The following is a 12,655-nucleotide window of genomic DNA, read 5'->3' as shown; positions in this document are numbered from 1 at the left end:
TAACCCCTTGGCAAATAATAATATGCTTTTGCCAAGGGGTATTTATTAAATAAATTCTAATTTATTATCTTTTTTTGTATATTTTTTTCTCATATTTTCAATAGTTTGAATCATTTCTTCTCTTAATTTATCAGAACCTAAAACTTCTATAGAATCCCCTTGACTTAAAAGCCACATTTTTATACCTTTACCAAATAATTTTGCTTCTACTATGTATTCTCCTTCTTTTTCCTTTACTACTTTAGCATTAGGGAGCCTGTCTAAAACTGCTTCAATAGATTTACCTGTAAATTTGAATTTTACTCTTTCAAGTTCTCCTGTCTGCATGAATTGAATTAATTTTCTAAACTCTCCATCTTTAAACCTTTTACTATACTCTACTTTATATTTTTTATCGCTAATGCTTAAATCTTCAATTCTATCTACTCTATAAATAGCAGGATATTCATATTTTCTACCTTCAATAAATGCTATTAAATAAAAATAATATTCTGAAAATAACAATCCTTGTGGATATACATTTCTTCTTGAAATTTCTTTTTGCAATTTGCCATCAATACCAACTTTGTAATAACCAATGCTTACTATTTTCTGTTCTTTTATAGCATTACTTATTTGCCATAACTTGTCTAGAATTTTTTTGCCATGTTGTGGTGAAACATAGTTAACAAACTCATTTCCTATAATTTTTTTAATATTGTCTTTATCTTCGCTTATACAATTTTCAAGAAGCTTATAGAGCATATCTTCTAGCTCTGTCTTTACAAATCCTCTGCTTTCTAAAAGGACTTTAGAAATAGCTAAAACTTCCTTTTCGCTAAGATCTTTTTCCATCTTACCTCTAAGAATATAACCTCCTTTTGACCTGTCTAATACTACTTCTTTGCCCATTAATTCACCATTAGGATTTTCAATAAATTTTCTTATATCCTTTATGTATCTGTAAAAAGTTCTTTCTTTAATCTCAAAATTGTCTAAAACATATTGCCTTTTAACTATTTTTCCTTCAAATAGTCTATTATAAATATATAACAATGCTTCTGCTTTAAATTTTTCCATTACAAAATTTTTCTCCTTTAGATAATATAACCTAATTTATCTTTCTGCATTTATTACATAATTCCTTTTTTTCTTTTTGTTTTATACATTTTTCTATCTGCTTTTTTTATTAAGTCTTTAACAGTTAAATTTTCTTCTGTTTCTTTGTTATACTCGTAAAATCCATAACTAAAGCTTAATTTATATTTTTGATTATTTTTATTAATTTTTTCTAATAAGCTCAAAACTTTCATCCAGATTTTATCTACCTCTTTCATTATTGTTTCTGGAAAAACTGCTAAAAATTCGTCTCCACCCATTCTAATTATAAAATCAGTTTTCCTAATACTTTTCTTTAGAATTTTGGCTGCGTTTATTAAAAGTTTATCACCCTCTTGATGTCCAAAAGTATCATTTACAGTTTTTAATTTATCTACATCAAGAAAACAGACAACTAAATTTTCATTATTAATATTTGATAATTTAAATTTTGTTTCTAAAAGTTCTAAACCTGCTTTTCTATTAAAAACACCTGTCATTGCATCTGTACTAGCTAAGTAATTTAATTTTTTATTTTCTTCACATAATTTCAAAAGCATACAATCCTTCTGTGTTAGACTATAAATAAGATCCTTTTTACTCATATTATCGTAATTCACGTACTCTCCCTACCTTTAGTAACTATATTTGTTAAACTTTATCTTAATTATGTTCTTTATAACTGACACAGACTGTCAGTATAAAATAGAAAATAAAAAAAATCACCAACCTAAGTCAGCGATTTTTCTACCTCTTTTATAAATTTCCACGTTTTCCCGTTATCTTTTGATTCATATAAAGCGTTTGAGCCACCATTATAATCTCCATCTGATCCTTGTCCTATTAGCATGTTATATGTTTCACCTTTTTCATATGGCATACTTGGTAAATCAAACGGGTTCACATATTCACCACTATCTAATTTAACTTTATGTTCTTCAATATTTACCTTTTTAAAAGATATGCCTCCATCATCTGTACGATATAATTGTCCAGAAGCTCCCCCGCTTAAAGATAAACCTAAGAAACCAATTTTATCATTTATAAAAGTTATTCCTGAAGCTACACCCATATCACCTTTAAATGGATCTTTATTTATTATTGCCCATGTCTTTCCTGAATCGGTAGTACCATTTAATGAATATGATCTTCTTCCTGCTGCTGCGCCAGTAATTTCTAATTTATATCCAACTTCTTTTGATATATAAAACTCATCGTTACTTTTACTTGAGCTGCTAGTGTTTTCTTCATCATTACTATCTTTAGGAAGAGTTTCTGATTTGCTCCAATCTAAATCACATTTTAAATTATATCGAACTTTTGTATACTCCTCTTCTTTTCCTGGTACAAAAATTGATACAGTATATCCAATTATCGGAGAATCGGAATTTACTAATGGCTTTTCATTTCCGTTTTCATCAATATTAACAATTCCATCAGTATTAAATCCCCAGTTTCTTTTTCCATAATAGATTAAACTATATTTATCTTCATTCCATCTCTCTACTGTATTTTCAACAGAAATAGCATTAACAGTTGTAATTAAAGGTTCTAAAAGCTTGTCATCATTATAATCAGCATTTACATTTCTAAACTCTACTGTTATATTCTTTGATTTTTGACTATCATAATATATTAAATATGTCTTCTCTTTGCCTTTATCATCTTTTCCATAAACAAATGTTTCAAATGATGTTATTGTTCCATCTGAATTAAAATCAAGCTTAAAACCATTTGACATATATAGTTTAGCAGGTAAAGTAAATTTTTTATCTATATCATCAAATATACCTTGAACTCCATCTTTATATATATTATTATGCTCAAGTTTAACAGATCTTTTATTTTTAAGATCATCTAAAACCCATGCAAGTTTACCATTATAATTTCTTCCGCTTTGAAAAATCCTTACTCCATAAAAACAAGTTATTGTCGCAATAATTATGCACGCAGCATATTTCCATATAATTTTATAATGCGATTTTGTATTTTTTATATCTTCATATTTTATATTCTTTAAAATTTTTACTACTGAAAACAGAATAAATACAAGAAAAATAGCCATGCATACTAATATAATAGCTATATTATGTTTCATTCTTCCAAACTTACATAGTAAATCTAACTCATAGCAAAAAATAAAATATACTGCTATAAGTATTGGATTTGTAATTAGTGATATAAGTAATTTTTTTATAACTTTATTAAACATCCTATTCTCCAATTATTTTTTAAACTATTTAAATAGTATTGCGCTAATATATATTTGTCAATAATTAAGGCAGCCAAAATATGACTGCCTTAGCTTACATTTATTTTTTATATTATACTAGATTAATTTTAAAATCATAATAAACTCTCATAAGAATTTTCCATTACATTTGGAAGCAATGTATATATATTGCAGCCGCATAATTTATCAAAATGCTTTTTAAGTTCTAAAAATGCTTTCCATTTATTTATAGTAAAATCCGGGAGTCCATGTCTTAATGATACATCTATTAATCTCTTTTCCATTATACAAGCTCCATTAGGCAATGATATTGCATCACACAATTGTATTAATCTATCATAATCATCATATATGGTGTCCTTTATAAATAGTTCTAAGAAATCTTTTTGTTCTTCTGTACAATCAAATTTACCAAAAAAAGTATTTACATCTTGTATTGGATATGAATGTGTTAAACATATTTTTGCAATCTCTTTTTGATTTAAACTCATCATATAATCATATCCATCAATTGTGTGTAAAATTGACGTTACACCTTTTCTTCTTCCTATATCATGCAATAATCCCATAGCATAAGCGTAATTACTATCTAATTTATCAATTTTGTCTGCTATCAATTTAGCATTCAAACCAACAGATCTGCTATGGCTTACCCATGGACCTGGATTTAATTTTTCAGCTATTAAAAGCTCTCTTTCTGCTTCTTTTTTACTTAACATAATATCCCCTCTTATGATTTAATTATAATATAAAATTTCTTTCCCACAGTTTTTTATATTTTCCATTTCCTAAAAATTTAATTAATCCTAAATCTCTTAACTCCTGTAGATTTCTTCTTATACTAGCGTTTATTGTATTGTTATTAGGATATTTTTTTGAAAAAATATCTTTATAACCATAAATATCATCTAATGAAAATTCATTTTTTCCCATAACATCAATGACTTCAAATGTAGTTTTTTCCCAGCTATTTAGAGTCTCTTTTATTAATTCTACATCAACATCTAAAACATCATCTATTTCAGTATGTTTATTATAGTTTTCAAATTCTATATCTTTATATATAGGAAGGTTTTTTAATATATTTTCAATATGTACGACCTTTTTAGCATTTATTTCTCCTGTATCTTTATCATCACAAATTGCTTTAAAATCTATAATATTTTTGTTAACTAAGTTATTATCCTTTATAAGAATTCCATATTCAAGATTCTTTTTAAATCCTGATGTTGTTAAATTCGATGAAGTTATAATTGAATATTTATCATCAAAAATATAAAACTTAGCATGCAGTTTTTGACAATTATAAACTTTGTCTTTCCATTTAATTGCACTCTTAAACGCCTCTATATCTGATGATCTTTTATAAAAATTAGGAATACTAAAATTAGATACAAAATCTATTTTTACACTTTTTCTTTTATTTAAATATATATTATTTACTATATCTTGTTTTACATAAGGTGCACATATCCTTATCGTTTTTTTACTATCTGATACCAATTTATAAAACAAATCATTTATAGGTTTATTTATTATCTCAATCAAAACTCTATATCTCCAAATATTTTTCTTTAAATTTATTCTGTAATAGTATTTAAATACATCTCATGTTAAGGCATTATCAAATGACAAATTGTTAAATAACAAATGACAAATATATATACTATTTTTAAGGCTTTATTAAAATTTCATTCTGTAAATATTCATATCACCTAATAATCTTCATTTTGACACATCTCATGTTAAGGTTCAATTTGGAGCATCTTTCACAGGTCCTCATATCAAGAGTATTTAAATACATCTCATGTTAAGGTTCAATCACAAGGAATAACGGATAATGCACCCTTACTGATATTTAAATACATCTCATGTTAAGGTTCAATCTGTCTATCTGCCCATCCATAATTGTTTTTAAGCGATTTAAATACATCTCATGTTAAGGTTCAATAATACCTATTTGGGGAAATCGCCCCCTAATAAATACATTTAAATACATCTCATGTTAAGGTTCAATCCACTGTCATACTTTACATCAAATACTGTATATACATTTAAATACATCTCATGTTAAGGTTCAATTAAAGATATATTAAAGTCAGTTCAGGATTTTTTAGGATTTAAATACATCTCATGTTAAGGTTCAATTGAACCTTATCACTTACTTTTTCATTTGCTATCATTATTTAAATACATCTCATGTTAAGGTTCAATCAATCCTCTATAGATAGAGGTTACCAAGTAGATAAATTTAAATACATCTCATGTTAAGGTTCAATATAGGAACTTATAAGAAAAGAGTACATTACAGATAATTTAAATACATCTCATGTTAAGGTTCAATTCAATTAAGTTCTCGTGCCTTTAGAATCCAATTTTCATTTAAATACATCTCATGTTAAGGTTCAATAGTAAGAATACTAATTCGGACAACAATAGTAGTAGATTTAAATACATCTCATGTTAAGGTTCAATTATAAAAGCGACAGTAAAAAAACACTTGTAACCATATTTAAATACATCTCATGTTAAGGTTCAATCTATAGAAAGTATAACAGAAGATAGAGAAGCAGATAATTTAAATACATCTCATGTTAAGGTTCAATATTAATACGTATGAAAAAAGAGCAAAAGTTAATGATGATTTAAATACATCTCATGTTAAGGTTCAATCCTAAAAGTGTAGAAATGGCAAAAGCTTTTGACCTATTTAAATACATCTCATGTTAAGGTTCAATAGTAAAAGAACTAAAGGCAAGAATCAAATCAATAGTATTTAAATACATCTCATGTTAAGGTTCAATACAAGAACTAATTGGCTTAGATGATAAGGAAGAATCATTTAAATACATCTCATGTTAAGGTTCAATTAAAAATCTAGACAATGATGATATGACACCAGTTGAATTTAAATACATCTCATGTTAAGGTTCAATTTATATGCTAAAAAACAGTATAATAGTAGTAGAAGTATTTAAATACATCTCATGTTAAGGTTCAATATTTGTAAGCATTTAATCCAGCAATAATAACATTCATTTAAATACATCTCATGTTAAGGTTCAATGTTATGAAAAAGACGGAACATTATTACATTACATTTGATTTAAATACATCTCATGTTAAGGTTCAATTATCTTCTGCAATAGCTTTGAGTACCTCCAATGTTTATTTAAATACATCTCATGTTAAGGTTCAATGCTTGTAAAATAGCCATTCCTTAAAATTATTATACACCACAACGCTAGTAATTGTCACATTTTCTTAAATTTATCCCAGGGATTTTTTTATTTTTCATTTTTACTCTTTTTATCTCTCTTATCCATTGAAAACACTTATCTAAAGTAACTTTTAGTATTCTCTTTCCCTGGGAAAATTAAAATATTAAATTCAAATTTATTTAACACAAATACATCCGATTATATATTGACAACTGCATAAATAAAAACTATAATTCCAATCAAGGAAACTATAAAAACTAAATTGGTTTCCTTGATTTGAGGAGATGTTTTTAAAATGGGAAACAAGATATTTTCTAGAAAAGAACTTTTATTTTTAATTACCATAAGTTTAGCTTTAGGTATCAGGCAAATGGCAATGACTATGGTTATGCCCTTTATTTCTACTTACAGTAAAACTCTAATCTATAGTAATGCAACTTTAGCTGGGGTAGCTCTTGGTATGTTTGGTTTAATGCAGGCTGTATTTCAGATTCCTTTTGGGATATGGAGTGATAAAATAGGCAATAAACCTGTAATTTTAGTTGGACTTTTACAAGTAATAGTAGGACTTTTTATTGCTTTTCTTTCTAAAAGTATCTATATGCTTATTTTTGCTAGAGCTTTACAGGGAAGTGGTGCTGTGTTGGCTACTGGATATTCATGGATTAGCAGCAGTGTAGATAATAAAAAAAGACCTAGAGCCTTGAGTATTTTAGGAATAATTATAGGATTTGCAGCAGCATCAGCCTTTGCTATAGGTCCTTTAATCAATAATTATTTATCTGTAAGACAAATGTTTTTATTGTGTGCTATTTTAATTTTATTAGTATGGCTTATTATATTAGTTTTTTTCAAAGAAGATCATAAAACAATTGAAAATAAGGTTGAAATTAAAGATGCAGTAAAGATTTTATTAAAGAATAAGAAGTTCTTAGGACTTAATATAGCAGGTTTTTTAAATAATTATATAATGTTTGCTGTGTTTTATATAATTCCTATTTACCTAAAGCCGATTACTGGATCAAGTGGTATGTGGAAGATTTTTATGCCATCTGTAATTATTGCAATAATATTTATGAAAAAATCTATTGTATTAGTTGAAAAAGGATATAGTTCAGCTTTAATTATATCAGCCTTTGTTTTGTCAGCTGTAGGAATATGTTTCTATTTTAATAAAAACTCCTTTTATTTTATATTAATAGGAAGTATATTATTTATGACAGGATATATTTTATTAGCTACTGTAATACCATCTGTAGCTAATGATATTGCAGAAAATAATTATAGAGGAACTGCAAATGGAATAATAAATAGTTTTCAATATATCGGCTCATTTGTAGGATCTGTGATTACAGGCGCTTTGTGGAATAATTATAGAGGTATTGAATTATTTTTAATAATTTTAATATGTATTTTTGGCATATTTACTGTAGAAAATCCTAAAAATATTTTATCTAAAAACTTAAAACTAAAATAGGGGTGATAAATTGAAGAATACAATAATGAAAGCTGCTTCAGAAAAAATACAATGTCATGGATTAAGAAAATTTACCATGAATGAAATAGCTTCAGAACTTAAAATAAGCAAAAAAACTATATATAAATATTTTAAAAGTAAAGATGATATTATTTCCGAATATTTTAAAGAAATAATTGAAAGTGATAAAAAATACACTATGCAGGCATTAGAAAAAGAAAACGCCTCTTTAGAAGATAAGTTAAATTCAATAATTTTTTCTTATCATAAATATAAACTTCCTGTTAGCATATTAGACGAAGCTTATAAGTTTTATTATGAAAAGTGGAAAGAAATCGAATCTCTTAAAAATTTAAAATTAAAACTTATAGAAAACACATTAAAAGAAGCTATAAAATCTGGTGAACTTAAAGAGACTATAGATATTCACATTGTAAGTTTTATATTAGAAAGCGTAAGCAGTACCCTTTTAGATTATAAATTTTTAAGCAAAAATAATCTAACTATGAAAGATGCAATGGATGACACTTTAAAGATACTACTTCATGGTATTTTGAAAAATTGAATATTTTAATTTCAATATTGTAAATTAGATGGAGCTAATGATATCCATTTTATATTTCAACATAATCAAAAACTCACCAATAATTATTTAGTCAACAATACTGTTATTTAACTTCTTAGCCATTAAATCATAAATTTTTGAATTTCATACCCATGTGTAGGTTTAATACTTAAATAGTATAATATCAATACTTTAATAATATTAATCACCTCATATCCAACATTGTTTAGTGTCAAGCTTTTATTATTTAAACTTTTAGCCTGCTAAAAATTTTATTCAATATATTTAAATTTTGATATAAAAAAAGCAAAGCTATACATTTAATATAACTTTGCTAATTTAATCATGATGTAAAATACTAGATAAATCTATCAATTATATTTTTATTGTTTAGACAAATTGATCTACTTCACCAAGATAACTTTCCAATACCGCAGCACATTTCGACTTCAAAATGCTCATTTATCCAAAGACCTATAACTCTAACATTTTTATTTGATTTTTTTATTATTTGAACTGATGCTTTTATCTGTTTTAGGTGTTCATCTTTACTTACATCATTTGCAGCACAATCATAATGACCTGCTATAAATATCATTTTTGATTCATGTTTTTCTAATGATATTAATATTTTTTCTTCTAAAAGTTTCATAAATTTTTTATCTTGAAGAGATATTAATTTATCTATACCAGGTTCAGTTATTAAATCTACATATTCTATATCAAAATTATTTCTTATCCAATTAATTGCTGGAATTTGAGTTCTTCCATCTATACAGTTTAATAATGTAGCAAATTTTTTATTTCTAATCATAATCTAAGCCTCCTATAGAATTTTAAAAAATTAATTTAATTTTTATACCCATCCACTAATAGCAGTTTTATCATTATTATTTAAACGCTCAAACATTTCTATCATTTTGCATTTTACTATTATTCCATACTTTATTTTTACTCATATATTCCTGCAAATATGTATTATAATGTTCGATTTATATTTCCGTATTCATTAATATTCTCCATATCATATGAAATTCTATACTACTTCAATACCTTTTTCTTTAAATTTATCCATCAATTCCTCAGAGCACATTGAAATATATTCTGCTTTTTTTAAGTTTAATAATTTTTCAAAGCCACCTACACTTTTTACATTAAACTCTTCAGACTCTCCATCCCAATTAGGCATAATCATAAAATAAATATCTTCTCCACCATCAAAGCAAAGCTCTGTAACAAGTGACAAATCTTCTTTTGTAAGCTTTAGATTTTCAAAAAAGTAAGTCATCTCCAAAATGCACTCAAATCCATCATCATCATAAGTATCAACATATTTTTCATTCATATTGTCAAGTTCATCTGTAAAGCTTGTCTCTTTATCCAAAAGACTATTAATCACAACAAGTTTAAATCCAAAATCTTCAAACATCCCACTCTTATCTTGAAACATTTTTATACCTCCATAATTATTTATAAAAGATTATACCATACGTATTAATTATCTACCATGTGCAATTTAAACTCTATCAAATTATTTGTGTTACATTGTTATTTTTATTTATATTAAGAAATTATAATTATTACTAAATTGTCAAATACTATTTATACTTATTTCTTATTAAAGAGCTTGTGTCTATCCCCTCTAGTTATTTGCTCAATATTGTATTGATTAATTTAAGTAAAAGAAAAAGACCTACTTTTAGTAAGCCTTTTTCTATACTTCTATCCTTTTTATCTTCCAAAATATAACTAATATTATCAGTCTATTTTATAAATATTTTGCCACTTGATAATAATGAGAAGATTTCTTAAATCCAATAGTGTAATAAAAATCCATATCAGAAATTACAACTGCTCTTTTAGCACCTAAATCTGCGCATCTATTTATGGCTTCATAAATTGCAGCCTTAGCTAATCCTTTTTTTCTATATTTAGGAATAGTTAATACTGGCTCAATATATGCTGTTTTACTGCCCGGTGTATACCAAATTCCACAATGTGATGCCCACTCTCCATCTTTTGATTTAACCAGAATTTTTAAATTGTCATTCCAATGCGGCTCTCTAAATGGCACTGATTCATATGTAATATCAGCTTTCTCTTCTCCTTCATGATCAAAACCTTTATACAATAATTCAGCATATTTCTCATAATCTTTTTCATTTTCAAATGTTGTCACACAAAAACCTTCTGGAAGTGAGTAACTGTATTTATTGTTCACATCACACTTTAATTCTAAGATGTCTTCAGGATACCCATCAAAAACAAAGCCTTTATCTTTTAGAAATTTCACTAATACTGTATTTTCATCTTTAACAACTGTTTTTATCCAATATCCATTTTCACACCATTTATCAGTTTTAAATGTTTTTTCTGCATACTCATACATATCATTGTACAAATGTTCATATCCCGGTTTACATAAAAAATAAACCGGTGGATGTTCAATATCAAATATTACAACACCTACGACTTCATTATTTTCTTCCCAAATTCCAATTAGTGGCAACAATTCTGGATTTGTATAATCATGGTTTAACATCCAATCCAGTCTTCCAATATGCCAATTTTCTTGCATTCCATCTCCTGTGTATTTTTCAAAGAATTGTGCAAGTAATTGATAATTCTTTCCAAAACGTTCTCCTTCTGAATAATTAAAAAATTTAACTTTTTTCATTAGTTTATTCTCCTTATCAATTTAAAATTAAATATTAAATATAACGAATAAAAGCTACAAATTAGAATTTGTGAGCATTACTCTTTAACTGCCAATCATTTTTACTATAGACATACTCAAATGACTTAAAATTTTTATTAAGTGATTCTGCATAAAATGAACCTTCTTGTTCAAAAGTAAAACCACATTTTTCGATTAATCGTTTAGATGATTTATTATTTTGAAAACAACATGCATACACATATTCTATATGATTAGAAAATAAATAATCCAAAATCTGATAAATTACTTCCGTCATAATTCCTTGATTCTGATAGTTACGATTCAGTACACATCCTAATTCTTTTGTATCTTCTCTTCCATTCTCAGAATCGCTATTTATTGCTATATGACCAATCACTTTTTTATTTTCTTTATTTTCTATTGCAAAAATATTCTCATTTTGAATGTTTTTATATAACACTTCTTTTGAAATTGACAAGCTGCTATGATGTTTCCACCCAGCCATTTCTCCAACACCCTCTTGACTACAATAATCATTTAAATCCTCTAAGTCTTTCTTTTCAAAACGGCGAAGAATTGTTCTTTTAGTTTCTAATTTCATATATGTCACTTTCTTTCTAATCTACTTTTTCTTTTAACCAATCAATTGCATGTTTATCATCTTTATTGGTTATAAAATAAACATCTTTTTCTACTTCTTCTATTTGGATTTCTCCTTTAAGTTTAAGTCCCAATTCAAAAAACTTTTTTAGTGAACTCGCAAAAACTTTTTTATGATTTTCATCTCTTCCAAAATTAATTATTTGTCCAATTGTACCATTAACATCTGGATCTAAATCAATGCCAAAATAATTTGAAGAACAATCGTGTGCTATTGGTATCCATAAAGAATTTGTGTAACGACATTTAATTGATTTTTGGGGAAGTGATGAATAATATTTTTTATCATTCAATTCTTTATCGTCATCAAACTCTCTCCATGATTTCCATGTAGTATACATTTCCTCTAAAGAGAGCATATTAAGTCCATTAACAAATCCAAAAATATGCTTATTATCTCCATTAATTATCATATACAATTGTTTTAAATCTTCTGGAAATAGTATATCCATCTGTTGTTCAATCTTATTTATTTCTTCAATAGTAGTTCCAGAATTTCTTAATTCATTAAATTCAGGAAATATTTTTCTTACATAATTAATATACTCTATAATAACGTTTCCAAACTTAGTATTTCTTACTTCAACCTTCTTATTCATTGCAGTTCTCCTCTTAATTACTATTTATATATATTACATAAATAATTTCTTCTTATGTATTAAAATGATACTATGAATCAAATTATATCATATCTAAAACTATTTTTATATCCAGACATGATTAAAATTAACAAGAGAAGTTA

Annotated in this window: 12 protein-coding genes and 1 CRISPR repeat array; of the genes, 2 read left to right on the top strand and 10 right to left on the bottom strand. The window is 26.1% G+C overall.

The features are described 5' to 3' along the window. Positions 1 to 45: 45 nt before the first annotated feature. The 5 genes from MTX53_RS04465 to MTX53_RS04445 form a co-directional block, all read right to left on the bottom strand. Positions 46 to 1,059 carry a WYL domain-containing protein gene (locus MTX53_RS04465; protein WP_244835011.1) on the bottom strand — a complete coding sequence of 338 codons (1,014 nt, stop codon included), beginning with the start codon at positions 1,057 to 1,059 and terminating at the stop codon, positions 46 to 48. A 53-nt stretch (positions 1,060 to 1,112) separates the two neighbouring features. Beyond that, entirely contained in the window at positions 1,113 to 1,697 is a 585-nt protein-coding gene (locus tag MTX53_RS04460; RefSeq protein ID WP_244835010.1) for a GGDEF domain-containing protein, read from the bottom strand. 110 nt (positions 1,698 to 1,807) lie between these two features. Further along, positions 1,808 to 3,289: a hypothetical protein gene (locus tag MTX53_RS04455; protein ID WP_244835009.1), complete on the bottom strand. Its 1,482-nt coding sequence runs from the start codon at positions 3,287 to 3,289 to the stop codon at positions 1,808 to 1,810. A 134-nt stretch (positions 3,290 to 3,423) separates the two neighbouring features. Further along, a complete protein-coding gene (locus MTX53_RS04450) occupies positions 3,424 to 4,029 on the bottom strand; it encodes an HD domain-containing protein (protein WP_244835008.1) in 606 nt (201 codons plus the stop codon). Between the two features lie 22 nt (positions 4,030 to 4,051). Continuing rightward, positions 4,052 to 4,858, bottom strand: coding sequence for a phospholipase D-like domain-containing protein (locus MTX53_RS04445; protein WP_244835007.1), 807 nt, complete (start codon positions 4,856 to 4,858; stop codon positions 4,052 to 4,054). A gap of 179 nt (positions 4,859 to 5,037) precedes the next feature. Beyond that, positions 5,038 to 6,510: a CRISPR direct-repeat array (repeat unit 30 nt; unit sequence ATTTAAATACATCTCATGTTAAGGTTCAAT). A gap of 316 nt (positions 6,511 to 6,826) precedes the next feature. On the opposite strand from MTX53_RS04445, the gene MTX53_RS04440 reads away from it, so the two are divergent. Further along, the gene (locus tag MTX53_RS04440; RefSeq protein WP_244835006.1) at positions 6,827 to 8,008 is read left to right on the top strand and encodes an MFS transporter; all 1,182 of its coding nucleotides are present in this window, start codon (positions 6,827 to 6,829) and stop codon (positions 8,006 to 8,008) included. 10 nt (positions 8,009 to 8,018) lie between these two features. After that, positions 8,019 to 8,573 carry a TetR/AcrR family transcriptional regulator gene (locus MTX53_RS04435; RefSeq protein WP_244835005.1) on the top strand — a complete coding sequence of 185 codons (555 nt, stop codon included), beginning with the start codon at positions 8,019 to 8,021 and terminating at the stop codon, positions 8,571 to 8,573. A 409-nt stretch (positions 8,574 to 8,982) separates the two neighbouring features. On the opposite strand, the gene MTX53_RS04430 is transcribed toward MTX53_RS04435, so the two are convergent. The 5 genes from MTX53_RS04430 to MTX53_RS04410 form a co-directional block, all read right to left on the bottom strand. Next, positions 8,983 to 9,387: a carbonic anhydrase gene (locus MTX53_RS04430; protein WP_244835004.1), complete on the bottom strand. Its 405-nt coding sequence runs from the start codon at positions 9,385 to 9,387 to the stop codon at positions 8,983 to 8,985. Between the two features lie 222 nt (positions 9,388 to 9,609). Further along, positions 9,610 to 10,023: a hypothetical protein gene (locus MTX53_RS04425; RefSeq protein ID WP_244835003.1), complete on the bottom strand. Its 414-nt coding sequence runs from the start codon at positions 10,021 to 10,023 to the stop codon at positions 9,610 to 9,612. Between the two features lie 318 nt (positions 10,024 to 10,341). Beyond that, the gene (locus tag MTX53_RS04420) at positions 10,342 to 11,250 is read right to left on the bottom strand and encodes a GNAT family N-acetyltransferase (RefSeq protein WP_244835002.1); all 909 of its coding nucleotides are present in this window, start codon (positions 11,248 to 11,250) and stop codon (positions 10,342 to 10,344) included. Positions 11,251 to 11,311: 61 nt separating this feature from the next. Next, on the bottom strand, positions 11,312 to 11,854 hold the full coding sequence (locus MTX53_RS04415) for a GNAT family protein (RefSeq protein ID WP_244835001.1): 543 nt from the start codon (positions 11,852 to 11,854) through the stop codon (positions 11,312 to 11,314). A 16-nt stretch (positions 11,855 to 11,870) separates the two neighbouring features. Further along, positions 11,871 to 12,512, bottom strand: coding sequence for an SMI1/KNR4 family protein (locus MTX53_RS04410; RefSeq protein WP_244835000.1), 642 nt, complete (start codon positions 12,510 to 12,512; stop codon positions 11,871 to 11,873). Positions 12,513 to 12,655 lie beyond the last annotated feature (143 nt).

This window comes from Clostridium sp. BJN0001 (assembly GCF_022869825.1).
GTDB lineage: Bacteria > Bacillota > Clostridia > Clostridiales > Clostridiaceae > Clostridium.
Note: the sequence above shows the minus strand (reverse complement) of the source record. Positions and strands in the feature narration are given on the sequence as shown.